We start from the raw sequence: 22,819 nt of genomic DNA, 5'->3' as shown, positions 1-22,819 counted from the left end.
AGAACAAAGGTGAGGCGCGCGGTACATTGCCGCACGCCCTGATGGCGACTGGGCGCCCCAGCGGTGCGGGGCCCGCTGTACCTTAGCCAAAGCTGAAGCCGCTGTACAAGCACAAATGCAGCATGGCCGAGCGATAATCGGCCAAATCCGCACGATGCCTGCTCCTGCCATGTCGCTGAACCCCGAATCCGTTGCCATTCCTGACGCTGCACTGCGCAGTCAGCTTGACGCCTACGCCCGCCGCCACCCGGATCAAGCCGCACTGGCTGACGAATTCAGCACACTCCTGGACGATCCTCTGAATCCCTTCCTGCGTGAGCGGCTGGCCGGCCACTTCACCGGCAGCGCCTGGCTGGTCAGCGCCGACGGGCAGCGGGTCCTGCTGACCCACCACCGCAAGCTGGACCGCTGGCTGCAACTGGGCGGCCACGCCGATGGCGAGCGCGATCTGGCCCAGGTGGCGCTGAAAGAGGCCGAGGAGGAATCCGGGCTGACCGCGCTGGTGCTGGAGGACGGCGAACTGTTCGACATCGACAAGCACTGGATCCCGGAACGCAAGGACGTGCCGGGGCATTGGCACTACGACGCCCGCTATGTGGTGCGGGCGCTGGGCAGCGAGAAGTTCGCGATCAGCGAAGAATCACTGGCGCTGGCCTGGCGTGAGATCCGTGACGTGGCCAACGCGGCGATCGAGACCCCCGATGGGGATGATTCGCTGCCGCGCATGGCCAAGCGCTGGCTGACCCGTCAATAAAGAACGCGGGTGCGCAGGGTGCCCGGGATGGCCGCCAGCTCCTCGCGCACCGCGCCGGCCTGGGCTTCGCTGGCGGTGATGTCGATCACCACGTAGCCGACCTTGGGGTCGGTGCGCAGGAACTGGCCGTCGATGTTGACGTTGTGGCGCGAGAAGATCTCGTTGACCTTGGAGAGCACGCCCGGCACGTTCTGGTGGATGTGCAGCAGGCGCAGGCTCTCGGCATGCTCGGGCAGGGTCACTTCCGGGAAGTTGACCGCCGAGAGGGTGCTGCCGTTGTCGCTGTAGCGCACCAGTTTGGCCGCCACTTCCACGCCGATGTTGTCCTGCGCTTCCAGCGTGCTGCCGCCCACGTGGGGGGTCAGGATCACGTTGTCGTGCGCGGTCAGCGGCGAGACGAAGGCATCGCCGTTGCCCTTGGGCTCGACCGGGAACACGTCCACCGCCGCGCCGCCGAGGTGGCCTGAACGCAGCGCCGCATCCAGAGCGTCGATGTCGACCACGGTGCCGCGCGCGGCATTGATCAGGTGCGCGCCAGGGCGCATCCGGGCCAGTTCATCGGCGCCGATCATCCACTGGGTGGCCGGGGTCTCGGGCACATGCACGGTGACGATGTCCGCACGTGCCAGCAGGTCGTCCAGGCTGATCGCCGCCCGGGCATTGCCCAGCGACAGCTTGGTTTCGACATCATGGAAGATCACCTGCATGCCCATCGCTTCGGCCATCACGCCGACCTGGGTGCCGATATGGCCGTAGCCGATGATGCCCAGCGTCTTGCCGCGCACCTCATGGCTGCCGGCGGCCGACTTGGACCAGCCGCCGCGATGGCATTCGGCGTTCTTCTGCGGGATGCCACGGGTGAGCATGATCGCCTCGGCGATCACCAGCTCGGCCACGCTGCGGGTGTTGGAGTAGGGCGCGTTGAACACCGGGATGCCGGCCAGTTCTGCCGCCTCCAGGTCCACCTGATTGGTGCCGATGCAGAAACAGCCGACCGCCATCAGACGCTTGGCATGTACCAGGACGTCCGCGCTGAGCTGCGTGCGCGAGCGGATGCCGACGATGTGGGCCTCGGCGATGCGTGCCTTGAGCTCGTCTTCGGGCAGCGCCTTGCTGTGCAGTTCGATCTGCGAATAGCCGGCCGCGGTGAACACGTCGATCGCGGTCTGGCTGACCCCCTCGAGCAACAGTACGCGGATATCCTGCTTCGGGAACGAGGTCTTTTTCGGCGACATGGGCGGCGTGCGACGTGTGGCGGCGGGAGCCCTCAACTATGCCAGAAGCGGGCGGCGATGGTGCGGTGCGCCAATCGGTGGCAAAACGGTTTCAGATGCACCTATTTCCGTTGCGCGCCCTGGGGATCGCCACGGGCTCCGGCACCCGGGGCTCCGCTACTGGACGCGGCCCGTGGTGGCTGGCAGGCTTGCGGGCTCCCCCGGCACCGCCAGACGCCCCATGACCGATCCGCGCCTTGATTCGCTCCTGCACGACTGCCCCGGGCTGCGCCTGAAGACCGACCCGGCCGATCTGGAGCACTACGGCCGCGACTGGACCCGGCGCTGGGTGCCGGCACCGTTGGCGATCGCACTGCCGGGAACGGTCGATGAGGTGCAGGCGATCCTGCGCTGGGCGAGCGCCCAACACGTGGCCGTGGTTCCCTCGGGCGGCCGTACCGGCCTGTCCGGTGGCGCGGTGGCGGCGCACGGCGAGCTGGTGCTCAGCCTGGAGCGCATGAACAAGCCGCTGGCCTTCGATGCGGTCGACCGCACCTTGACCGTGCAGGCCGGCATGGCGCTGGAGGCGGTGCACAACGCCGCGCTCGAACACGGGCTGATCTACCCGGTGGATTTCGCTGCGCGCGGTTCCTGCTCGATCGGTGGCAACATCGCCACCAATGCCGGCGGCATCCGGGTGATCCGCTACGGCAACACGCGCGAGTGGATCGCCGGGCTGAAGGTGGTGACCATGGCCGGTGAGCTGGTCGAGCTCAACAAGGGCCTGATCAAGAATTCCAGCGGCTACGATTTCCGTCAGCTGCTGGTCGGCTCGGAAGGCACGCTCGGCGTGATCGTCGAAGCCACCCTGAAGCTCACCGATCCGCCGCCGGCCAGCAACGTGATGCTGCTGGCGCTGCCCTCGTTCGAGGTGCTGATGCAGGTGTTCGCCGCGTTCCGCGAGCGGCTGCAGCTGCAGGCGTTCGAGTTCTTCACCGACCGCGCGCTCGAGCATGTGCTGGCGCATGGGGCGCAGGCACCGTTCGCCGAGGTCTACCCGTATTACGTGGTCACCGAGTTCGCGTCCGGCGATGAGGCCCAGGAAGCGGCGGCCATGGCGGCGTTCGAAGACTGCATGGAGCACGGCTGGGTCAGCGATGGCGTGGTCAGCCAGAGCGATGCGCAGGCCGCGCAGCTGTGGCGCCTGCGCGAGGGCATCACCGAGGCGGTGGCGCGCTACAAGCCGTACAAGAACGATGTCTCGGTGCGCATCTCGGCCATGCCGGCCTTCCTCGCCGAAACCCAGGCGCTGATCGGGCAGGCGTACCCGCAGTTCGAGGTGGTCTGGTTCGGGCACATCGGCGACGGCAACCTGCACATCAATGTGCTCAAGCCTGACGATACCGCCGATACGGAGTTCCTGACCCAGTGCGAGCACGTCACCAAACTGCTCGCCGGTGTGCTGAGCCGTTTCGATGGCAGCATCTCGGCCGAGCACGGCATCGGCCTGGTCAAGAAGGGCTACCTGGACAGCACGCGCAGTGCGCCGGAAATCGCCCTGATGAAGGCGGTCAAACGCGCGTTTGATCCCCAAGCGCTGCTGAATCCGGGCAAGGTTTTCGACCTCTGAGGCAAGACAGGATTTCACGCAGCCTATACGCTCTGTGTTTTCCACCGCGAACGACACCCCGATGATGCGTCCGATCCTGCTCCTTGCCGTGCTCGCCCTGCCGTTGTCGGCGATGGCCTCCAGTTTTGCCGGCAGCTCCGCCGGTTCCGCCTCCGGCGCGTCGTCGGCCGGTTCGTCCAGCTCCGGCGACGACAAGATCGTGATTGATGCCCGCGACGACGCTGCTGCCTTCGTGGCCAGCGATGGCGCCATCCGCGGTGCACGCCTGGAAGCGGCGCTGCTGCACCTGCGCGAGCAGAGCGTCGCGCAGCAGCAGGCCAGTGACATGGTGTTGGCCAGGACGCTGCTGGCCCGCTGATGCGCCCTACCGGTCAGGTCCGCCGCTGGCGCTGGGCGGTCCTGGTCGCATGGCTTGCCGCGCCATGGGCGCACGCGGCACTCACGTTGGAGCTGCAGCCGCAGGGACTGGATCCGGCGCAGATCGTCGCGGCCGAGCGTACCCTGCAGCAGGTGCGCGGCCGCTTGCCGCCGCAGTGGCAGGCACGGTTCCAGCACCCGGTGCAGGTGCGCTGGTCGGACACGCTCCCCGCGCACGTGCATGGGCGCGCCCGCAACGGGGCGATCACCCTGCAGCGCGCCTTGCTCGACACCGTGAAAGACGATCAACCGCTGCCGCGCCCGCTCGAGGCCGCGCTGATCCATGAACTGACCCACGTACTGGACCGTTCGCCGCAGGGCGGTTGGTCGCGCGATGCGCGGCTGCGCGATCTGGCCGGGTGGCAGCGGCGACCGTGGAAACTTGGCCGTACCGCCAACGCCTTCAGCGGGCGCAGCCCCGACGACTATGAGCGCGCACGCCCCGCGGAATTCCTGGCGGTGAATGCCGAGCACCTGCTGCTCGATCCCGATTACGCCTGCCGTCGGCCGGCGGTGGCCGCCTGGTTTGCCGAGCATCTGGGGCCGATCGACCACACCGTGGCCTGCGACAGCCGCCTGCCGTTGATGCAGGCCGAGGAAGACGCGGGCGCGGCGAGCCTGCTGGAACTGGACCCGGCCCGGATCTACGCCGTCGACTACCTGCTCGCCGAAGGCAACGAGCAGCTGATGAGCCGCTGGGGCCACAGCATGCTGCGGCTGGTGATCTGCGCACCGGGCCGGCCGCGCGGGCCGGCGTGCCGGATGGACCTGTCCCATCACCGCGTGCTGTCCTACCGCGCCTTCGTTGGCGATGTGCAGATCTCCAGCTGGCGCGGGCTGACCGGTTCCTATCCCTCGCGCTTGTTCGTGCTGCCGCTCAACCAGGTCATCAACGAGTACACCCAGCTCGAGCTGCGCGGCCTGTCTTCGGTGCCGCTGGCGCTGGATGACCAGGACATCGCCCGCCTGCTCGAGCGTGTCGCGCAGGTGCACTGGAGCTATGACGGCCGGTATCTGTTCGTCAGCAACAACTGCGCGGTGGAGACCGGCAAGCTGCTGCAGGAAGGCGTGCCACGCCTTGCTTCGCCCGGGTTGAACCGGATCACCCCGCGCGGATTGCTGACCCGGCTGGAGCGCCAGGGCGTGGCTGATGCCAGCGTGCTGGCCGATCGCGCGCAGGCGACGCGCCAGGGTTACTACTTCGCCTCGGCCGCAGACCATTACCAGCAGCTGTTCGATGTCGCCCAGCGGCAGCTGCCGCTGGGCGCGACAACGGTAGGCGACTGGTTGCGGCAGCCTGCCAGCGCCCGGTCACGCTGGGTGGAGCAGGGCGACCTGCGCGCCACCTCCGCCTTGCTGCTGCTGGAGCAGGCGGCGCTGCACCGTGAGGAGCTGCGCGCGCGCGATGCCCTGAAACGGCTGCTCGGCCATCCGCGCCCTGGCGATGCCGCGGCGCGCAACACGCTGCGCGCGCTGCTCGAGGACACCGGGCAGCTGGTCAGTCCGGCCGCCTTGGTGAGCCTTGGCGGCTACGGGCTGCCATTGGCCGAGGAGCGCGTGCAGGCTGCGGAGGCGGCGGCGCAGCTGAGCGCCCAGGGCGTCCCGGCCTGGAAGGCGCTGCAGGCGCAGTTGAAGCAGCGCCTGCCGGCCGCACAGCAACGCGAACTGGCCACGATCGACCGCAATCTGGCCCGGCTCGGCACGCGGATGCGCGAGCTGGCCCTCCAGGACGCTGCTACTGCCGCGGCAGCTCGATGACGAAACGTGCGCCGCCCAGGGTGCTGGCGCTGCAGGCGACCTGGCCGCCATGCGCATCGGCGATCGCCTTGACCACCGCCAACCCCAGCCCGCTGCCGCCGCGCTGACGCGAGCGCGAACCATCGCCGCGCAGGAAGGGATCGAAGATCTGCTCGCGCAGCGCTGCATCGATGCCGGGGCCTTCGTCATCGATGGCGATCTGCACATGGGTCGCGGTGTCGTGCACCGCGATGCGCACCCGGCCCGGCGTCGCATAGCGGCGTGCATTCTCCAGCAGTGCCATCAATGCCTGCCGCACGCGGGTCGGGTCGCAATGTGCGGGATGCTCCTCGCGTGAGGTCTCCAGTTCCAGCACGAAGCCGCTGCTGCGGAAACCCGGATCGACCAGGGTCATCACCGTGTGCACTTCCTGCACCACATCGTTGCGGGCGCGGCGCACGTCCAGGCGGGCGCTGTCGGCCAGGCTGAGCACACGCAGGTCTTCGATCAGCCGCGACAGCCCCTCCACCTGCGCCAGCAGGCTGCGGAACTGGCCTTCGTCCGGGGCGAACACGCCTTCGGCCAGGCCCTGCAGGCGGCCGCGCAGGATGGTGACCGGCGTGCGCAGTTCATGCGCGATCGCCGCGTGCCACATCACCCGGTCGGCCTCGATGTTCTGCAGCCGGCGCGCCATGGCGTTGAAGTCGTCCACCAGCAGCGCCACTTCGCCCAGCGAGCGGTCACTCACTGCCGCGCGTGCACCCAGGTCGCCATCGGCCAGCCGCCCGATGCTGTCCACCACCGCGTTGAGCGGGGTCAGGATGCGTTGGGACAGGCGCACGGACGCGGCGACCGCCAGCGTCAACCCGATCAGGGTCACGCCCACCATCCAGACCAGTTCCGGGCCACTGGGCACCCAGCTGACCGGTTCGTCCACGCCGCCGGGGTAAAACGCCACCAGCACCGCATAGAGCAGGTAGGAGCTGAGGATCACCATCACGATGACCGCCAGCACCATCATCGACATCGACACCACGATGTGCCGGCTCAGGCCCGAGCGGCGCATCAGTGGTCCGCCGCCAGCCGGTACCCGACGCCGCGCACGCTGGCCGGCACGTTCGCCAGGCCGACATCGTCAAGCTTGCGGCGCAGCTTGCTGACGTGGCTGTCCACGGTGCGCTCCAGCGCCTCGCTTTCCGGCAGGCACTCATGCATGAGTTCGCTGCGGCTGAAAATGCGCATCGGTGCCAGGGCCATGCAGTGCAGCAGCTTGAATTCGGTCAGGGTCAGCAGCAGCTCGTGGCTGTAGCCGTCGCCTTCGACATGCACCGTGTGGTGCTCCGGATCGATCACCAAACTGCCCACGCGCAGGATCTCCGGTGCACTCTGGCGCGCGGCGTTCAAGGTGCGCCGCAGTACCGCGCGCACCCGCGCGGCCACCTCGGCCGGGTTGAACGGCTTGACCACGTAATCGTCCGCGCCCATCCGCAGCGCGGTGAGCTTGTCCAGGTCCTGGTCCAGCGCGGTCAACATGATCACCGGCGTGTCGCCGCGCTGGCGCAGTGTGTTGAGCACGGTCCAGCCATCCATGCCCGGCATCTGCACGTCGAGCAGGACCAGGTCCGGGCGTGCGCTGCGGTGCAGGGAAAGGGCAGTGTGGCCATCCTGCGCGCGCAGTGTGCGCAGGCCTTCGCGGACCAGGTAGGCCGCGACGATGTCGGCGATCTCGGGTTCGTCCTCGACGATCAGGACCAGGGCATTGAGCGAATGATCCCAGCGCGCGGTCGGGGCGCCGGGTAGATCGGAGGCGGGCATGCAGGGCAAAGCCGGAAGGTGCTTGGGCTCCATCGTATCTCCACACTTCCTCCATCGAAACCCCACCGAGGCCGCGCAGACTGCCGCCATCGTGATTTCGGCCGGTGTTCCGGCAGCTGTGCAGATGAAGAGCAGGAAGACGCATGCCGCCCTGGTGGCGGCAATCCATACGCTGGGCGTGCGCGCCAGCGGGCCACGACGACGATGTCCGGTGCGCCCATGAGCGCGATACTGCAACCGGCGCACGTGGAGGCGGCCGAGGCGCGACTGTGGGACGCGCTGATCCAGTGGCAGCCGCAGCAGGTGAACGCACTGCTCTCGCCAGCGCTGTTCCTGACCGACCACGATGGCCAGCGTCAGGATGCCTCGGCGTTGCTGGCGGGCTGGAATGCGCGGCGCATCCGCATCGTTGCCATCGAGCGGCAGCAGACCGAGCAGCTCGCCTGCGGCGCCATGGTGCTGGTCACCGGCGAGATGCGCCTCCATCTCGACGGCGAGCACGGTCGGCAGCTGCATGCGATGCGGCTGCTGCGGGTCTGGGCGCGCTGCACGGGCGCACCCGGCGTGCATCTGCTTTCGCTGTGCGTGCTGCCGGCCGCGCCGCGTGCGCACTGAACCGCGTGTTCAGGCCTGCCGCCGGGGTCAGCCTCGCTTCACCCGCTCTCACGGCGCGGCAGGTACGATCAAGTGTTGTCGACGTTATCGCAAGGAGTTCCTCATGCGCGCATCTCCCTGGCTGTTGAGCCTGGCCATTACCGGCGCACTCGCCGCCTGCCAACCGGCCACCGAGAGCCGCCCTGCCGCCGATGGCAGCGAAGCGCCCCCACCGATGGATGCCTCCACCACCGATGAGCGCAGTTACGCGTTCCGCTGTGGCGAGCTGGAAGTGCATGCCACGTATCGCGGCCAGGATTCGGCCACGGTGGTGGTTGCCGATCGCACGTTTGCCATGTCCTCGCAGCCGGCCGCCTCCGGCGCGAAATACGGAGACGGGCAGGGCAACGAATTCTGGACCAAGGGCACCACTGACGGGATCCTGATCCTCAAGGGCGAGCCCGATCGCACCTGCACCGGTACCGGCGAGCAGGGCGGCGAAGCGCCGCCGGCCAATGCGGCCGCCAAGGCCGATACTGAAGCCGGCGCCGATGCAGCCGCCGGGTTCCGCGCGACCGGCAATGAGCCCGGTTGGCTGGCCCAGGTCGGCGCGGGGGCCACCCCGGCGCTGCACATCGAGATGGATTACGGCGAGCGCAAGCTCGAGATCGCCAGCCCCACCCAGGGCTGTGATGGCTGGTCCGGTACCGCTGCTGACGGCACCCCGGTGAAGCTCACCTTCCAGCGCACCGTGTGCCAGGACAACATGAGTGGCCAGGCCTTCGGCGCCACGGCCATGCTTACCGTCGGCGCGCGCCAGTACCACGGCTGCGGCGATTTCGCCGGTGCGCCGTCGTTGGCTGCCAAGCCCTGATCGAAGGGAACGCACCGGATTGCGCGCCTGCGCGTCCGGTGCAGGGTCACAAGCCGCGTGGGCAGGGGTTGGGTTGCGCCCGGCTGTCCGCATCCAGCGCGAGCTCGTTACGCGTGCCCAGCAGCATCAGCTCGGTGTGCACAAGGCAGTTGTCGGCGTGGCGCTGCAGCAGCTGATTGAACAGCGCAGCCCGGTCGTCGCAGGTTTCGTGGATCGCATACGCCAGTTCGCGGGCGCGGTCCTCGTCGTAGGCTTCTTCGCCAGCGAAGTGCTGACAGGCGCTTTCGCGCGTCAGAAACGCCTGCACGTCGCCCGGCATCGCGCAGTACATGCGGATGTCCTCGGCCACGAAGATCTCTGCAGGCACTTCGCAGCGCGCATCAGCGGTGTTCCCCGCCGGCGCTGTGCCCGTCGCCGAAGGTACGGGCGCCAGCGTCTCGCTCTCCACTGCCCGCGGCGAACACGCCGCGAGCAGCAGGAGCAGGACGGTCGGTGCGGCGCGCTTAGTCGGCACGGCCGGCGAATTCACCGGTGGTGGTGTTGACCAGCACGCGCTCGCCGTTGGCGATGTACTCCGGCACCATGATTTCGATGCCGGTGTTGAGCTTGGCCGGCTTCGGGCGCTTGGTGGCCGTGCCACCCTTGAGTTCCGGCGGGGTCTCGACCACTTCCAGCACCACGCTGGTCGGCAGCTGCACACCCACCGGGGTCTCGTCGATCACCTGCACGTAGATGCCGGTCAGGCCGTCGGTGATGTAGCCGGCGTCATCGCCGAGCACATCGGCATCGACCATGTACGGGGTGTAGTCCTCGTCATCCAGGAAGACGAAGGCATCGCCGTCCATGTAGGAGTAGGTCGCCTGGCGGCGCAGCAGTTCGACTTCCGGCAGGTTGTCGTCGGCGTCGAAGCTGGAATCGAGCTTGTTGCCGCCCGGCACGCTGTACATGATGAAACGGAAGCGGACATTGCCGCCGCGGCCCTGCGGGGAGCTGCGTTCGATGTCGCGGATCTGGTAGACGCCGTTGTTGAATTCGACGACGTTGCCTTTCTTGATGTCGCTGGCTTTCATGGGAATGAAGGTCGGTTCGTGGAGGTGGCGGGTGCCGGAACCGGGCACCCTGCGGGTTGCGTGCTCGCTTACTTCGGCGCCAGACGCACGGCGCCGTCAAGGCGGATGGTCTCGCCGTTGAGATAGGTGTTGCCCAGGATGTAGGCAACCAGCCCGGCAAAGTCTTCCGGCTTGCCCAGGCGCGGCGGGAACGGGATGGAGGCGGCCAGCGATTCCTGCACCGCCGGCGGCATGCCATCGACCATCGGGGTCCAGAAGATGCCCGGGGCGATGGTCATCACGCGGATGCCGAAGCGCGACAGCTCGCGTGCCATCGGCAGGGTCATGCTGACCACGCCGCCCTTGGAGGCGGCATAGGCGGCCTGGCCGATCTGGCCCTCATAGGCGGCCACGCTGGCAGTGTTGATGATCACGCCGCGCTCGCCATCGTCGCCCGGGGTGTTGTGCTGCATGCGGTTGGCGGCCGCCTTGGCGACGTTGAAGCTGCCGACCAGGTTGACCATCACCGTGCCCTGGAAGTTGGCCAGCGGCATCGGCGCCTCCTTGCCCAGCACGCGCCCGGCGCCCAGGATGCCGGCGCAGTTGATCGCGGTGTTCAGCCCACCCAGGAAGTCGCAGGCGGCATCGATCTGCGCGGCCACGGCGGCTTCGTCGCTGACATTGGTGCTGTAGTAGCGCGCGTTGGCTTCGCCAAGCGCGGCCACGGCGGCCGCACCCTTGTCGTCATTGAGATCGAACAGGGCCACCTTGGCGCCGTTGGCGACCAGGTGCTGGGCCACGGACAGGCCAAGGCCGGAGACACCGCCGGTGATGACGGCGCGGACAGAAGACAGCTGCATTGCACGATCCCGCTGGTTCAAGAACCGCTGATTCTAGCGGAAGCGGCCGCCATCACCGTTGTGCACTGCCCACCGCGACGCGGGCGCGCAGCGCCAGGCGCCGCGCGAATTCGTCCGGCGCCAGCCCGGGCGCGAACAGGAAGCCCTGGCCGACCGAGACCCCCAAGGAGGTCAGAAACTGGCGCTGGGCCTCCGATTCGATGCCTTCGGCCACCAGGCCCAGCCCGAGGCTGCGGGCGATCCCACAGACCGCCTCGCACACCGCCACGTCCGAGCGGTTGGCCGGCACCCCCTCGACGAACAGCTGGCTCAGCTTGAGGCCATGGATCGGCAGCCGGCGCAGATAGTTCAGCGCGCTGTAGCCCTCGCCGAAGTCGTCGATGGTCAGCAGCACGCCCATCTCGCGCAGCTGCGCGAAGGTGCGCAGGGTGTCCGGGGCATCTTCGATCAGCACCCGTTCGGTGAATTCCAGTTCCAGCGCGCTGCCGGGCAGATGGAACTCGTCCAGCACCGCGCGGACATGCCGGGCCAGGTCCTCGCCCACGAACTGCCGGTAGGACACATTGACCGCCACCCGCACGATGCCCAGCCCGTCATCCTGCCACTGGCGGACCTGCCGGCAGGCTTCGCGCAGCACCCACAGGCCGATCCGGACGATGTCACCGGTGCTCTCGGCATGGCCGATGAAGATGTCCGGGCGCAGCTCGCCGAGCTGGGTATTGCGCCAGCGGATCAGCGCTTCGGCGGCGATCAGCTGGCCGCTGTGCAGGTTGACCTGCGGCTGGTAGACCAGATGGAACTCGTCGTCGTCCAGCGCCCGGTGCAGCCGGCTCTCGATCTGCAGGCGGTCATGCTGGCGCTGGGCCAGCTCGGGCGAGAACACCTGCCAGCCGTTGCGGGTGCGCCGCTTGCAGTCGTACATGGCGATGTCCGCGTTCTGGATCAGCTGCTGCGGGCGCAGCCCATCCTGCGGCGCGCGCGCGATGCCGATGCTGGTGGTGACCGGGAATTCGTCGGCACCGAAGCGGAACGGTGTGCTGAAGGCGCGCGTGATCGCCGTGGCCAGCCGCTCGGGTTGATCGGCCTGGTCGCGGGTATCGCAGATCACCAGGAACTCATCGCCGCCGAACCGGGCCAGCAGGCCTTCGGTGCCGATCGCGGTGGCGATGCGGCGGGTGGCATCGATCAGCAGTTCGTCACCGGCGTTGTGGCCCAGCAGGTCGTTGACGGTCTTGAACCGGTCCAGGTCGATGTACAGCACCGCGACCCGGCAGTGGGTCGGGTTGGCCATGCGCATGGCCAGGTCGTTGAGCACCGCATCGCGGTTCATGATCCCGGTGAGCGGATCGGTGCGCGCCTGGATCCGCAGCGTCTCCTCGGCCTGCTTGCGCGCGGTGATGTCCTGCACGGTGCCGGCGATGCGCGCGGCATCGACATCCCCGGCCTCGGCCTCGCCGATCATCCGCACCCAGAACGAATGCCCGTCGCTGCGCTGGCCCTGCAGCTCCAGTTCGAACGAGACCTGGCGGTCGACCACCTCCAGCAGCGCCTGCTGCAGCTGCGCGCGGTCGTCCACGCGCAGGCATTCCAGCAGCTCGGCCATGTCGCGCATCGGCAGCTCCTGGCCGAGGATGCGGGTCGCCTCGTCCGTCAGGTACAGCCGCTGCAGGCCGCGGTCCCACTCCCAGCCGCCGATGTGCGCCAGCGACTGCGCGCGGTCGAACAGCGTGTTGTTGCGTTTGAGTTCGGTGATGTCGCTGAACAGGCCGAACACATGGTCCGGCGCATCGCGCCCGTTGCCGTACACCGGCACGTTGGTGGTGGAGATCCAGATCATCCGGCCGCGCGGGCGGTGGTACAGCCCGACGATGGTGCTGCGCACGATGCGCCCACTGTGCAGAGAGACGCTGGCCGGCCATTGCTCGCGGGTGAGCGGGTGGCCGTGCTCGTCCACGCTGATCCAGTCTTCCGGGGCAAGCATCGCCTGCAGGCTGCCGCCATTGCCGGCGGTGCCCAGAATGCGGTGCGCGGCCGGGTTGGCCGAGACCACCCGCAACTGGCGATCGAACAGGATCACGCCCTTGTCGATGGATTCCATCAGCAGCCGGTAGCGCGATTCGGCCTGCCAGCGGCTGCTCAGGTCGCGCGCGACCGCCACGATGCAGTGCTCGCCCTGGTGCTCGAAGCCGGCCGAATGCACCTCCACCGGGAAGCGGCTGCCATCGCCGCGCATGTTCGTGACCTCGATGACATAGGTCTCGCCCCGGTGCAGTGCCTCCCAGACCGGATCGAGGTGGTCGCCCGGCAGGTCCGGGTTCAGCAGCTCGATCGGTTGCCCGACGATTTCCTCGCGGGGACGGCCATAGGCGCGCACGCCAGCCTTGTTGAGGTCCAGTACCACGCCGCGTTCGCTGAGGATGCTGACCGGGTCCGGGACCGCATCGAACAGCGCGGCATAGCGACGCAGCGCCAGCTGGCGCTCGTCCATGGCCTCCTGCAGGGCCTGCTGCACTTCTTCCAGCAGGCCGCGCAGATCGCCCGGCGACTGTGCCAGGGCGCGTTGCAGGGCGGCCAGCGCGTGGACGTGGGCGGTGAGATGATCACCTACCGCAGCGTCCTTGCGCGGGCCGCCGCTTTTCATGTCGCCGCCAGCGCCCTGCCGGTCTTGCTGCCGGTCTCGCGCCCCAGCCGTGCGGCCAGCCAGCGCCCGGTGGCGGCCAGCGCCGGCAGATCGATGCCGGTGCGCATGCCGATGCCATGCAGCATGTAGACCACGTCTTCGCTGGCGACGTTGCCGCTGGCGCCCTTGGCATACGGGCAGCCGCCCGCTCCGGAGACCGCCGAATCGACCACGCGCACGCCTTCTTCCAGGCAGGCATCGATGTTGGCCAGGGCCTGGCCATAGGTGTCATGGAAGTGCACCGCCAGCGCGGCCATCGGCAGTTCGTTGGCGACGGCCTTGAGCATGGCGCGGGCCTTGCGCGGCGTGCCGACGCCGATGGTGTCGCCGAGCGAGATTTCGTAACAGCCCATCTCGTACAGCGCGCGCGCGACGCGCACCACCTCGCTCACCGCGACCTCGCCCTGGTAGGGGCAGCCAAGCACGGTGGAAACGTAGCCACGCACCTTGACCCCGTCGGCCTTGGCCCGCTCCAGGATCGGCGCGAAACGGGCCAGCGACTCGTCGATGCCGGCATTGGTGTTGGTGCGGTTGAAGGTTTCCGAGGCGGCCGTGAACACCGCCACTTCCTGCACGCCCACCGCGCGTGCACGGTCATAGCCCTGTTCGTTGGGGACCAGCACCGGGTAATCGATGCCCGGGCGGCGCTCGATGCCGGTGTACACCTCGGCGGCATCGGCCAGTTGCGGCACCCAGCGCGGGCTGACGAAACTGGTCGCCTCGATGGTGCGCAGCCCGGTCAGCGAGAGCTGGCGGATCAGTTCGATCTTGTCGGCGGTGGCCACCGGCTGGGCTTCGTTCTGCAGCCCGTCGCGCGGGCCGACCTCGACGATGCGGACGAAGTCATCCATGTGCCGGCCCTCCGCGAACGGAGCGACGGACGACCAGCAGGGGGCGGGGTGGGGTAGAGGTCACGGAGATTCCTGTCAGACGAAAGGCGGCCCACGTTCCCCGGCGGGCCACGAAAAGGGGATACGCGGGATGGGCGACAAAGCGGCCATCCCGCCGGCGTACGCGGTCAGCCGGGGTGGTGGCAGACCGCTTCGATGTTGTTGCCGTCCGGATCGAGCACGAACGCCCCGTAATAATCGGGGTGGTAATGCTCGCGGATGCCCGGGGCGCCATTGTCGGTGCCACCGGCCGCCAGTGCCGCACGGTGGAAAGCGTCCACGTCGGCCCGCCGTGTCGCGCTGAAGGCCAGGTGCACGCCGCCATGGGCGCCGGGGGCGTTGCTGATCCAGAAGTCCGGTTTACCGCTACGGCCGAAGCCGGCGTGGTCATGCTCGCCGGTCTGGGCGGCCGAGACCTGCATCACCACGGTGATGCCCAGCGGCGCCAGGGCCTGCTGGAAGAACGCCAGGCTGCGCCCGAAGTCGGCGCAGCGGATACCTACATGGTCGAGCATGACGCTGTCCTCAGTCCTGGGTGACCCAATGCGGGGAACGCTTGTCGAGGAAGGCCCCGAGGCCTTCCTGGCCTTCGGCCGAGACCCGCAGGCGGGCGATCAGCGCCGCGTTGTCGCGGTCGGTGGCGTCCCGGTCGCGGCCCAGCGCCACGCGCCGGACCAGGTCCTTGGCCGAGGCCGACGCCACCGGGCCGGCCTTGTCGAGCAGGCCGAGCTGGCGCTGGACGGCCTCGTCGATCCGTTCCGGCTCGATCAGCTGGTGCACCAGGCCGATGCGCAGGGCGGTTTCGGCGTCGAAATGCTCGCCGGTGGCAAACCAGCGGCGGGCCTGGCGCGGGCCGATCGCGTCAATGACATAGGGCGAGATCACCGCCGGCAGCAGGCCCAGGCGGCTTTCGGTCAGGCCGAAGCGGGCGCTGGTGCTGGCGATGGCGATATCGCAGCAGGCCACCAGGCCGACCCCGCCACCGAAGGCGGCACCCTGCACGCGGGCGATGGTCGGCTTGGGCAGCTCGTCCAGGGTCCGCATCAGGCGGGCCAGGGCGAGCGAATCCTGGCGGTTGTCCTCCTCGCTGGCGGCGGCCATGCCACGCATCCACTGCATGTCCGCACCCGCCGAGAAGGAGGCGCCTTCCCCGGCCAGCACCACCGCGCGGACATGGTCGTCGCGTCCGGCGGCCTCCAGTGCGGCGGTCAGCTGGGCGATCAACGAGGCGTCGAAGGCATTGTGCAGGGTCGGGCGGTTCAGCCACAGGGTCAGCACCGAGGCGCTGCGTTCAATCCGTAATGCGTCACTCATGGGCGGGTTTACTCCATACATGTACAGATCATAGCGGGCCGTTGGTCACGGGCAATGACGCGGCGCGGCGATGGTAGAATTGATAACCATTCCTATCATCGAGAAGGCGCTCCGTGACGTTGTCCGATCTGGCGCTGTACAGCTCCGCCCTGGTGGAGTCCGTGCAGGAACTACACGCAAACGATGCGATCGCCCGCCGCCTGAAGGAGCTTGGCTTCGTCAAAGGGGAAGAGGTCCGTCTGGTAGCCCGTGGTCCGGTCGGCGCCGAGCCGCTGCTGGTGCAGGTCGGGTTCACGCGCTTCGCGCTGCGCCGCAGTGAGGCCGCCCGCATCGTGGTCACCGCGCTGCAGGGCCAGGAGGCCCGCGCATGAGCGCTGCCACCAACGCCCTGCGCATCGCCCTGGTCGGCAACCCGAACAGCGGCAAGACCGCGCTGTTCAACCAGCTGACAGGCAGCCGCCAGAAAGTAGCCAATTACACCGGCGTAACCGTGGAGCGCAAGGAAGGCCGCCTGCGCGCGCCGTCCGGCCGCGAATTCGCCGTCCTCGATCTGCCGGGCGCCTACAGCCTGCAGCCGGCCAGCCTGGACGAGGCGATCACCCGGGACCTGTGCCGGGGCTTCTACCCGGGCGAGGCCGCCCCGGACGTGCTGCTGTGCGTGATCGATGCCACCAACCTGCGCCTGCACCTGCGCTTCGCGCTGGAACTGCGCGAGCTGGGCAAGCCGATGATCGTGGCGCTGAACATGGTCGATGCGGCCGAGCGCCGTGGCATCAAGATCGACGTCCAGGCGCTGGAGCAGGCGCTGGGCGTGCCGGTGGTCGAGACCGTGGCGGTGCGCCGCAACGGCGCGGCCAGGCTGGTGGAGCGCCTGGATGCGATGGTGCCGCACCTGCAGGCCCCGGTCGCGGTGCCCGCGGCGACCGATTACCACGCCCAGGTGCGCGACATCCTCGCCGCTTCGGTGAGCATGCCGACGCGGACGGCGAAGATCGACGACGCGCTGGACCGCTGGCTGCTGCACCCGGTGTTCGGGCTGCTAACCCTGGCGGTGGTGATGTTCCTGATCTTCCAGGCGGTGTATGCCTGGGCCACGCCGGTGATGGACCTGATCGAGGCCGGCACGGCCGCGCTGGGGGGCTGGATCGGCGGCGCGCTCCCCGAGGGCCCGCTCAACAGCCTGCTCACCGACGGCATCATCGCCGGCGTCGGTGGGGTGATCGTGTTCCTGCCGCAGATCCTGATCCTGTTCGCCTTCATCCTGGCGCTGGAAGAGTCCGGTTACCTGCCGCGCGCTGCCTTCCTGCTGGACCGCATGATGGCCGCGGCCGGCCTGTCCGGCCGTTCGTTCATCCCGTTGCTGTCCAGCTTCGCCTGCGCGGTGCCGGGCATCATGTCCACCCGCAGCATCCAGGACCCGCGCGACCGGCTGGCCACGATCCTGGTCGCGCCGCTGATGACCTGTTCGGCGCGCCTGCCGGTGTATGCGCTGCTGATCGGCGCCTTCATCCCGCAGAAGCAGATCTGGGGCGTGTTCAACCAGCAGGGCCTGGTGCTGTTCGGGTTGTATGCGGCCGGCATTCTCAGCGCGCTGCTGATGTCCTGGACCATGAAGAAGTGGCGCCGCGACAAGAGCGAGCATCCGTTGATGCTGGAACTGCCGTCCTACCGCATCCCGCACCCGCGCGATCTGGCGGTGGGCCTGTACGAGCGCGGCATGATCTTCCTCAAGCGCGTGGGCGGCATCATCCTGGCGCTGACCATCCTGCTGTGGTTCCTGCTGTCCTTCCCGGGCGCGCCCGAGAACGCGACCATGCCGGCGATCGACTACAGCTTCGCCGGGCAGATCGGCCACGCCATGGCCGTGTTCTTCGCGCCGCTGGGCTTCAACTGGCAGATCTGCATCGCGCTGATTCCGGGCCTGGCCGCGCGTGAAGTCGCGGTGGCCTCGCTGGCCACGGTGTATGCGCTGTCGGCCGCTGATGACGATGCGGCCAGTCAGGCGCTGACCCCGCTGATCAGCGATGGCTGGTCGCTGGCCACCGCGCTGTCGCTGCTGGTCTGGTACATCTACGCGCCGATGTGCATTTCGACGCTGGCCACGATCAAGCGCGAAACCAACTCGTGGAAGCAGATGGGCTTCGCCACGTTCTACCTGTTCGCGGCCGCATACATCGCCTCGCTGATCACCTACCAGGTGACCGTGGCACTGGGCGGCGGCTGATGGAGACCGGCCTGCTGCTGCAGTACGCCGTGATCGCGCTGGCCGTGCTGGTCAGCGCGTGGGTGGTGATGAAGAAGCAGTTCCCCGGCACCGTGCGCAAGGCGCGCGGGGCGATCGCGCTGGGGCTGGTGAAGCCGCGGCGCGCCGCCTGGCTGCAGGTGCTGGGCCGGAAGATCGCGCCACCTGCCACGGGTGGCGGTGGTGCGTGTGGCGGCTGCGACAGTTGTGGGCCGACGCCCCCGAAGCAGCACTGACGCGGGATCCACGCGGCGCAGGGGTATCGCGCGCGACGTTCACCTGTTCGATACGCTGAGGCTTACACAAACTGCCCCGACACGGTGGGAACATCGGCGGCAAATGCCGTGCACGGCTAACGTAGCTACACTTCTTTAAGGATCATCGCGTTGAACAGGCGAGCATCCGTCAGCTGGCGGAGCGCCTTGCGATCAGCGTGCGCGTCAACGAATGCCAGTAAAACCCCCAGTGCCAAGCCCAGCGTTCTGCGGAGATCGTCAGTATCATTCTGCACGACCAACGAATCCAAATGCTCCTGCGTGACAGCGGCGGGCATCCCCGGCGTGTTTTCTATGCGCCAGCTGACGTGGGGGTGGGGAGCCGGAGTATGGACTTTGAACGCTCCTCTTATCGCGGTTTCGCCCAGTGGTTCTTCCAGCATCTCATGGAAGTAGAGGCCCACGTTCAGGTAGAAGTTCCTGCCAAATGCGGATTTTTGATGGTTAATGACAAGCAGAAACTTGTCATGATCGCGATACCGAGTGACTGTGTTTCCCAGAAAACCCGCATCCTTGGCAAGCGCCAGGTGCTACGCCGCCGCCCGTCCCAGCGCGGCCACCTTGCGCAGCCACCCCTCGCGCACCTGCAGGCTGGTGCTGCGCACCGGCCCAAATCCGCTGATCCTGACCGGATTGATCCCGCAGAACGCCAGGATCGTGCGGCGGATCTGCTGATAGCCCGGCATGCGGTACACCCAGCGGTAGTACCAGGGTGGGGTGTCCAGGGTAGTGATCACCCGCGCGCTGCGCCCACTGAGCAACCTGTCCCACCACACCGACTCCTTGCGATAGCGGAACGCGACGCCAGGCAGGAAGGCGCGGTCAAAGAAGCCCTTCAACAGCGCCGGCATGCCGCCCCACCAGGTCGGGTAGATCAGCACCAGGTGATTGCATTCGGCAATGGCGGCCATGATCTCCTGCAGGTCCGGCTCCAGCGGCTGGATCTGGCGGTAGCCATGGCGCAGGACAGGATCGAATTCTGCCTCGCCCAGCGCAAACAGGCGGACGCCGTGGCCGGCCGCCTGCGCGGCGTCCCGGTAGCGCTTGGCCATTGCGCCGCACAGGCTGTCACGGTCGGGGTGGCCAAGCAGGATGACGATGGAGCGGGACATGGGCGTACTCGCAGGAGCGGAGCGCAAGCCTGCGGTCTGCCCCATGGGGCAGAGTCAAGCGGCCCGGCAGTCGCCAGCGGCCATGCAGCTTTCCAGTGCGCCGGTATCCCCGTGGACGACGAGTTCGGCCACCTCATCGCGTAGAACGGTGAGCGCCTGGTCCAGTTGGTGGAGGCGCTCCATGTCTGCGCGCACCGCCTGTTGGCGCGTGACCAGCAATGTCTGCACGCGTGGCCAATCGATGCCGCCGTCGGGACGACGCAGGCAGGCCACGTCGGCGAGCCGGAACCCCAGTGTCAGGGCCTGGCGGATCAGCTGGACCAGGTGGAGATCCTGTTCGCTGTAGTCGCGGTAGCGATTGACCCGCGGGACCGGCGCCAGCAGGCCGCGTGCTTCATACAGGCGGATGGCCTTCTGGCTGGCGCCGCTGCGTCGCGCGATGTCGGAGATGCGCATGGATCAATACCGCATCGGCCCGCCACGCAACGCCAGGTGATGGCCGAGGGCCGGTGCGCTACGGGTGACGGGAAGGCGCTGCGAACGCTGCATGGAGAGGCTGCCAGAGGGACCGGTCGTCCAGCGTAGCAAGCCGCGGGTGGTTTTCCTCTTGTACATCGTCGTTGCCACCCGCTAGCCTGCTGGCATGACTACCACTCCCCTACGTTTGCTCATCCACGGAGCCTCCGGCCGCATGGGCCAGGCGCTGCTCCGTCTTGCCGCCGACAATCCCGCCCTGCAGGTCGTTGCCGCGGTCACCCGCCGCTCGCCGGCCCAGCGCGTGGTGGACGGCGTGCCGCATTTCGCCAGCAGCGAGCTGGCCGGCGCGCCCCAGTTCGATGTCGCCATTGATTTCAGCCTGCCCGAGGGCTTTGATCCGGTGCTGGCGCTGTGCGTGGAGCGCGGCGCGGGTTTCGTGTCCGGCACCACCGGCATCAGCGAGACGCAGCGCCAGGCACTGATCCAGGCGGCGGGTCGGATTCCACTGGTCTGGGCCTCGAACTTCAGCCTGGGCGTGGCGGTGCTGGATGAACTGGTGGAGCGGGCCGCAGCGGCGCTGGCCGGCTGGGACTGCGATATCGTCGAATCCCACCACACCCAGAAGAAGGATGCGCCTTCCGGTACCGCCCTGACCCTGGGCGCCGCGGCGGAGAAGGGCGGGGCGCACCCGCACTACGCCAGCCTGCGTGCCGGGGACATCGTGGGCGAGCACCTGGTGCAGTTCACCGGGCTGGGTGAGCGCATCGAGCTGACCCACCGCGCCACCAACCGCGACATCTTCGCCCGCGGCGCGCTGTTTGCCGCCGCCCAGCTGCCGGGCCGCGCCCCGGGCAGCTATCGGGTCCGCGACCTGCTGGATGGCGCCACCCCGCCGCCCGCCGTCTGAATGGGGCCCGCGCGGCCAGCTGGGGCAGGCGCCTGAACCGGCGCCATGCCCTCTGTCGGGCTGAATAGGGCAATTGCACGCGGATACTGGCGTCGAACCCGGCTTCCCTTTACAATTCCCGCTCGCCGAATCACGACAGCCGGACCGGTCCAGAACCGCAGTCCGCGCTTTTTTGCAGCCGCTTTTTCGTGAAGCGCAGGCGTGACTTCGGCGACCCCTCGGTAGCCAAAGTGAGATTTCCGTGACCCAAGCCGCAATCCTCGTCCTCGAAGACGGCACCGTATTCGAGGGCGAATCCGTAGGCGCGCCCGGCCTGTCCGTTGGTGAGGTGGTGTTCAACACCGCCATGACCGGCTATCAGGAAGTGTTGACCGATCCTTCCTACGCCCGGCAGATGGTCACGCTGACCTACCCGCATATCGGCAATACCGGCATGACCGACCAGGACGACGAAGCGGCCAAGGTGTGGTCGGCCGGCCTGATCGTGCGCGATGTGCCGCGCCGCCCGAGCAACTGGCGCAGCCAGGTGTCGCTGCAGGATTGGCTGATCCAGCGCGGCGTGGTCGCCATCTCCGGGATCGATACCCGCAAGCTGACGCGCATCCTGCGCGAGCGCGGCGCCCAGAACGGTGCGCTGATGGCCGGCGAAGGCCTGAGCGTGGAAACGGCGCTGGAAGCGGCCCGCACGTTCCCCGGCCTGAAGGGCATGGATCTGGCCAAAGTGGTCAGCACCGACAAGCGCTACACCTGGACCGAGGGCCAGCTGGATCTGGACAGCAACGCCTTCGTCAACGCCGCACCGCGCTTCAAGGTGGTGGCCTATGACTTCGGCGCCAAGCTCAACATCCTGCGCATGCTGGCCGAGCGCGGCTGCGAGCTTACCGTGGTGCCGGCGCAGACCCCGGCCGCCGAAGTGCTGGCGATGAACCCGGACGGCGTGTTCCTTTCCAATGGCCCGGGCGACCCGGAACCGTGCGATTACGCGATCGCCGCCATCAAGACCTTCCTCGAGAAGAAGGTGCCGACCTTCGGCATCTGCCTGGGTCACCAGCTGCTGGCGCTGGCCTCCGGTGCGAAGACGGTCAAGATGGGCCACGGCCATCACGGCGCCAACCACCCGGTCCAGGACCTGGACGGTGGCCGCGTGATGATCACCTCGCAGAACCATGGCTTCGCGGTGGATGAAGCCTCGCTGCCGGCCACCCTGCGCGTGACCCACCGCTCGCTGTTCGACGGCACCAACCAGGGCATCGCCCGCACCGACGTGCCGGCGTTCTCGTTCCAGGGCCATCCGGAAGCCTCGCCGGGCCCGCATGACGTCGGTCCGCTGTTCGACCGCTTCGTGACCCTGATGGCCGAGGCCAAGGCGTGATGCGCAGCCCCGTGCTGCTGCTGTCGCTGTTGTGCTTCACCGGTGTGGCCCAGGCCGCACCGGCCACGGATGCGGAGGTGCGGGCGGTGGTCCAGTCCCTGGGCCTGGGCACGCTGGGCACGGACATGGCCAAGCTGATGGTCGACAACGTGCCCGCGCTCAATGCGCTGCCCGAGACCGATCGCCAGTGCGCGCATGCGCCGATCAAGAGCCTCCTCGACGCACAGTTCCGTCGTTCGGTGATCTCCGGCCTCGGCAACGACGGCGACGAGGTGATCGCGGAGTGGTCGCGCTTCCTGGGCACCCCCGGGGGCAAGAGCCTCTCCTCGGCCTTCGCCGCTGCGAATCCATCGACGATCGCCGAAAAGTCCAACGTGGATCTGAGTGAAGCCGAGCGCGCCGAAGTGGCTGCGTTCCTGGCCAGCCCGGCCTACACCCGCTTCATCGCCACGCTCGACATCGAATCGGAGCTGCCCGACGACATCGGCGTGCAGCTGGCCAAAGGACTGCAGGACCAGTGCCGGATCGCGCTGAACCCCGACGATATTTCCTGATCGACAGCGTGCGATCACCCCCATCTGCCTCGCTGTCCAGACTTAGAGAAGA

At 68.1% G+C, this 22,819-nt stretch carries 25 protein-coding genes; 12 read left to right on the top strand and 13 right to left on the bottom strand.

What is annotated here, in order from left to right:
* Positions 1–169 precede the first annotated feature (169 nt).
* A complete protein-coding gene (locus PV764_RS01640; protein WP_200899510.1) occupies positions 170–754 on the top strand; it encodes an NUDIX hydrolase in 585 nt (194 codons plus the stop codon).
* Here PV764_RS01640 and serA read toward each other — a convergent pair.
* Entirely contained in the window at positions 748–1,989 is a 1,242-nt protein-coding gene (gene serA, locus PV764_RS01635; RefSeq protein ID WP_046273456.1) for a phosphoglycerate dehydrogenase, read from the bottom strand. The genes PV764_RS01640 and serA overlap by 7 nt on opposite strands.
* Before the next feature lie 220 nt (positions 1,990–2,209).
* Here serA and PV764_RS01630 point away from each other — a divergent pair, with 220 nt between their 5' ends.
* From PV764_RS01630 to PV764_RS01620, 3 genes are all read left to right on the top strand, one after another.
* Positions 2,210–3,598, top strand: coding sequence for an FAD-binding oxidoreductase (locus PV764_RS01630; protein WP_284129417.1), 1,389 nt, complete (start codon positions 2,210–2,212; stop codon positions 3,596–3,598).
* 61 nt (positions 3,599–3,659) lie between these two features.
* The gene (locus tag PV764_RS01625; RefSeq protein WP_026069743.1) at positions 3,660–3,956 is read left to right on the top strand and encodes a DUF2388 domain-containing protein; all 297 of its coding nucleotides are present in this window, start codon (positions 3,660–3,662) and stop codon (positions 3,954–3,956) included.
* The gene (locus PV764_RS01620) at positions 3,956–5,773 is read left to right on the top strand and encodes a DUF4105 domain-containing protein (RefSeq protein ID WP_421116045.1); all 1,818 of its coding nucleotides are present in this window, start codon (positions 3,956–3,958) and stop codon (positions 5,771–5,773) included. Before PV764_RS01625 ends, PV764_RS01620 begins: the two co-directional genes overlap by 1 nt.
* Here PV764_RS01620 and PV764_RS01615 read toward each other — a convergent pair.
* Both PV764_RS01615 and PV764_RS01610 read right to left on the bottom strand, forming a co-directional pair.
* On the bottom strand, positions 5,751–6,818 hold the full coding sequence (locus tag PV764_RS01615) for an ATP-binding protein (RefSeq protein ID WP_046273453.1): 1,068 nt from the start codon (positions 6,816–6,818) through the stop codon (positions 5,751–5,753). The two genes, PV764_RS01620 and PV764_RS01615, sit on opposite strands and share 23 nt — an antisense overlap.
* A complete protein-coding gene (locus PV764_RS01610; protein ID WP_284129415.1) occupies positions 6,818–7,567 on the bottom strand; it encodes a response regulator in 750 nt (249 codons plus the stop codon). The genes PV764_RS01615 and PV764_RS01610 overlap by 1 nt, the downstream gene beginning before the upstream one ends.
* A 219-nt stretch (positions 7,568–7,786) precedes the next feature.
* On the opposite strand from PV764_RS01610, the gene PV764_RS01605 reads away from it, so the two are divergent.
* Positions 7,787–8,182, top strand: coding sequence for a nuclear transport factor 2 family protein (locus PV764_RS01605; protein ID WP_157266876.1), 396 nt, complete (start codon positions 7,787–7,789; stop codon positions 8,180–8,182).
* A gap of 103 nt (positions 8,183–8,285) precedes the next feature.
* On the top strand, positions 8,286–9,035 hold the full coding sequence (locus PV764_RS01600; RefSeq protein WP_421116044.1) for an MliC family protein: 750 nt from the start codon (positions 8,286–8,288) through the stop codon (positions 9,033–9,035).
* Between the two features lie 46 nt (positions 9,036–9,081).
* Here PV764_RS01600 and PV764_RS01595 read toward each other — a convergent pair whose 3' ends face one another.
* From PV764_RS01595 to PV764_RS01565, 7 genes are all read right to left on the bottom strand, one after another.
* Entirely contained in the window at positions 9,082–9,549 is a 468-nt protein-coding gene (locus tag PV764_RS01595; protein WP_070473205.1) for a hypothetical protein, read from the bottom strand.
* Positions 9,539–10,105, bottom strand: coding sequence for an elongation factor P-like protein YeiP (gene yeiP / locus PV764_RS01590; RefSeq protein ID WP_019182972.1), 567 nt, complete (start codon positions 10,103–10,105; stop codon positions 9,539–9,541). Before yeiP ends, PV764_RS01595 begins: the two co-directional genes overlap by 11 nt.
* Before the next feature lie 68 nt (positions 10,106–10,173).
* Positions 10,174–10,944, bottom strand: coding sequence for an SDR family NAD(P)-dependent oxidoreductase (locus PV764_RS01585; protein WP_019182971.1), 771 nt, complete (start codon positions 10,942–10,944; stop codon positions 10,174–10,176).
* Between the two features lie 52 nt (positions 10,945–10,996).
* A complete protein-coding gene (locus tag PV764_RS01580; protein WP_019182970.1) occupies positions 10,997–13,585 on the bottom strand; it encodes a sensor domain-containing protein in 2,589 nt (862 codons plus the stop codon).
* Complete coding sequence (locus PV764_RS01575; protein WP_399618258.1) at positions 13,582–14,475, bottom strand: hydroxymethylglutaryl-CoA lyase; 894 nt, start codon at positions 14,473–14,475, stop codon at positions 13,582–13,584. The genes PV764_RS01580 and PV764_RS01575 overlap by 4 nt, the downstream gene beginning before the upstream one ends.
* A gap of 167 nt (positions 14,476–14,642) precedes the next feature.
* Entirely contained in the window at positions 14,643–15,029 is a 387-nt protein-coding gene (locus PV764_RS01570; RefSeq protein WP_399618255.1) for a VOC family protein, read from the bottom strand.
* 10 nt (positions 15,030–15,039) lie between these two features.
* Positions 15,040–15,828 (bottom strand): enoyl-CoA hydratase-related protein, encoded by a 789-nt coding sequence (locus PV764_RS01565; RefSeq protein WP_019182967.1) that lies wholly within the window; start codon positions 15,826–15,828, stop codon positions 15,040–15,042.
* A gap of 113 nt (positions 15,829–15,941) precedes the next feature.
* On the opposite strand from PV764_RS01565, the gene PV764_RS01560 reads away from it, so the two are divergent.
* From PV764_RS01560 to PV764_RS01550, 3 genes are read left to right on the top strand one after another with little or no spacing between them, the layout of a single operon-like run.
* The gene (locus tag PV764_RS01560; protein ID WP_019182966.1) at positions 15,942–16,199 is read left to right on the top strand and encodes a FeoA family protein; all 258 of its coding nucleotides are present in this window, start codon (positions 15,942–15,944) and stop codon (positions 16,197–16,199) included.
* Positions 16,196–18,052 (top strand): ferrous iron transporter B, encoded by a 1,857-nt coding sequence (gene feoB, locus PV764_RS01555; RefSeq protein ID WP_019182965.1) that lies wholly within the window; start codon positions 16,196–16,198, stop codon positions 18,050–18,052. The genes PV764_RS01560 and feoB overlap by 4 nt, the downstream gene beginning before the upstream one ends.
* Positions 18,052–18,306, top strand: coding sequence for a DUF6587 family protein (locus PV764_RS01550; protein WP_421116043.1), 255 nt, complete (start codon positions 18,052–18,054; stop codon positions 18,304–18,306). The genes feoB and PV764_RS01550 overlap by 1 nt, the downstream gene beginning before the upstream one ends.
* A 125-nt stretch (positions 18,307–18,431) precedes the next feature.
* Here the strand turns inward: PV764_RS01550 and PV764_RS01545 are convergent, their stop codons facing one another.
* Genes PV764_RS01545 through PV764_RS01535 form a run of 3 tightly spaced genes read right to left on the bottom strand, consistent with a single transcriptional unit; the run spans position 18,432 to position 19,913 of the window.
* A complete protein-coding gene (locus PV764_RS01545; RefSeq protein ID WP_421116187.1) occupies positions 18,432–18,872 on the bottom strand; it encodes a DUF4304 domain-containing protein in 441 nt (146 codons plus the stop codon).
* Between the two features lie 3 nt (positions 18,873–18,875).
* Positions 18,876–19,457: an NAD(P)H-dependent oxidoreductase gene (locus tag PV764_RS01540; protein ID WP_019182962.1), complete on the bottom strand. Its 582-nt coding sequence runs from the start codon at positions 19,455–19,457 to the stop codon at positions 18,876–18,878.
* A 54-nt stretch (positions 19,458–19,511) separates the two neighbouring features.
* Positions 19,512–19,913, bottom strand: coding sequence for a MerR family transcriptional regulator (locus PV764_RS01535; protein WP_019182961.1), 402 nt, complete (start codon positions 19,911–19,913; stop codon positions 19,512–19,514).
* A 187-nt stretch (positions 19,914–20,100) separates the two neighbouring features.
* Between PV764_RS01535 and dapB the strand changes: the two genes are divergently transcribed.
* The 3 genes from dapB (at position 20,101) to PV764_RS01520 (ending at position 22,767) form a co-directional block, all read left to right on the top strand.
* The gene (dapB, locus tag PV764_RS01530; protein WP_026069739.1) at positions 20,101–20,841 is read left to right on the top strand and encodes a 4-hydroxy-tetrahydrodipicolinate reductase; all 741 of its coding nucleotides are present in this window, start codon (positions 20,101–20,103) and stop codon (positions 20,839–20,841) included.
* Between the two features lie 241 nt (positions 20,842–21,082).
* Positions 21,083–22,213: a glutamine-hydrolyzing carbamoyl-phosphate synthase small subunit gene (gene carA / locus PV764_RS01525; RefSeq protein WP_019182959.1), complete on the top strand. Its 1,131-nt coding sequence runs from the start codon at positions 21,083–21,085 to the stop codon at positions 22,211–22,213.
* Complete coding sequence (locus tag PV764_RS01520) at positions 22,210–22,767, top strand: hypothetical protein (RefSeq protein ID WP_139146366.1); 558 nt, start codon at positions 22,210–22,212, stop codon at positions 22,765–22,767. Before carA ends, PV764_RS01520 begins: the two co-directional genes overlap by 4 nt.
* The last annotated feature ends 52 nt before the right edge of the window (positions 22,768–22,819 follow it).

The organism is Stenotrophomonas sp. AS1, assembly GCF_048957655.1.
Lineage (GTDB): Bacteria > Pseudomonadota > Gammaproteobacteria > Xanthomonadales > Xanthomonadaceae > Stenotrophomonas > Stenotrophomonas bentonitica_A.
This window is presented reverse-complemented; position numbering and strand designations above follow the sequence as displayed.

Bases quoted from the DNA above. Each gene is read 5' to 3' on its own strand.
- PV764_RS01550 (WP_421116043.1), top strand. From the start codon at position 18,052: ATGGAGACCGGCCTGCTGCTGCAGTACGCCGTGATCGCGCTGGCCGTG.
- yeiP (WP_019182972.1), bottom strand. From the start codon at position 10,105: ATGAAAGCCAGCGACATCAAGAAAGGCAACGTCGTCGAATTCAACAAC.
- PV764_RS01630 (WP_284129417.1), top strand. From the start codon at position 2,210: ATGACCGATCCGCGCCTTGATTCGCTCCTGCACGACTGCCCCGGGCTG.
- dapB (WP_026069739.1), top strand. From the start codon at position 20,101: ATGACTACCACTCCCCTACGTTTGCTCATCCACGGAGCCTCCGGCCGC.
- PV764_RS01585 (WP_019182971.1), bottom strand. From the start codon at position 10,944: ATGCAGCTGTCTTCTGTCCGCGCCGTCATCACCGGCGGTGTCTCCGGC.
- PV764_RS01620 (WP_421116045.1), top strand. From the start codon at position 3,956: ATGCGCCCTACCGGTCAGGTCCGCCGCTGGCGCTGGGCGGTCCTGGTC.
- PV764_RS01580 (WP_019182970.1), bottom strand. From the start codon at position 13,585: ATGAAAAGCGGCGGCCCGCGCAAGGACGCTGCGGTAGGTGATCATCTC.
- PV764_RS01575 (WP_399618258.1), bottom strand. From the start codon at position 14,475: ATGGATGACTTCGTCCGCATCGTCGAGGTCGGCCCGCGCGACGGGCTG.
- PV764_RS01570 (WP_399618255.1), bottom strand. From the start codon at position 15,029: ATGCTCGACCATGTAGGTATCCGCTGCGCCGACTTCGGGCGCAGCCTG.
- PV764_RS01540 (WP_019182962.1), bottom strand. From the start codon at position 19,457: ATGTCCCGCTCCATCGTCATCCTGCTTGGCCACCCCGACCGTGACAGC.
- PV764_RS01610 (WP_284129415.1), bottom strand. From the start codon at position 7,567: ATGCCCGCCTCCGATCTACCCGGCGCCCCGACCGCGCGCTGGGATCAT.
- feoB (WP_019182965.1), top strand. From the start codon at position 16,196: ATGAGCGCTGCCACCAACGCCCTGCGCATCGCCCTGGTCGGCAACCCG.
- serA (WP_046273456.1), bottom strand. From the start codon at position 1,989: ATGTCGCCGAAAAAGACCTCGTTCCCGAAGCAGGATATCCGCGTACTG.
- PV764_RS01640 (WP_200899510.1), top strand. From the start codon at position 170: ATGTCGCTGAACCCCGAATCCGTTGCCATTCCTGACGCTGCACTGCGC.
- PV764_RS01565 (WP_019182967.1), bottom strand. From the start codon at position 15,828: ATGAGTGACGCATTACGGATTGAACGCAGCGCCTCGGTGCTGACCCTG.
- PV764_RS01535 (WP_019182961.1), bottom strand. From the start codon at position 19,913: ATGCGCATCTCCGACATCGCGCGACGCAGCGGCGCCAGCCAGAAGGCC.
- PV764_RS01625 (WP_026069743.1), top strand. From the start codon at position 3,660: ATGATGCGTCCGATCCTGCTCCTTGCCGTGCTCGCCCTGCCGTTGTCG.
- PV764_RS01600 (WP_421116044.1), top strand. From the start codon at position 8,286: ATGCGCGCATCTCCCTGGCTGTTGAGCCTGGCCATTACCGGCGCACTC.
- PV764_RS01615 (WP_046273453.1), bottom strand. From the start codon at position 6,818: ATGCGCCGCTCGGGCCTGAGCCGGCACATCGTGGTGTCGATGTCGATG.
- PV764_RS01605 (WP_157266876.1), top strand. From the start codon at position 7,787: ATGAGCGCGATACTGCAACCGGCGCACGTGGAGGCGGCCGAGGCGCGA.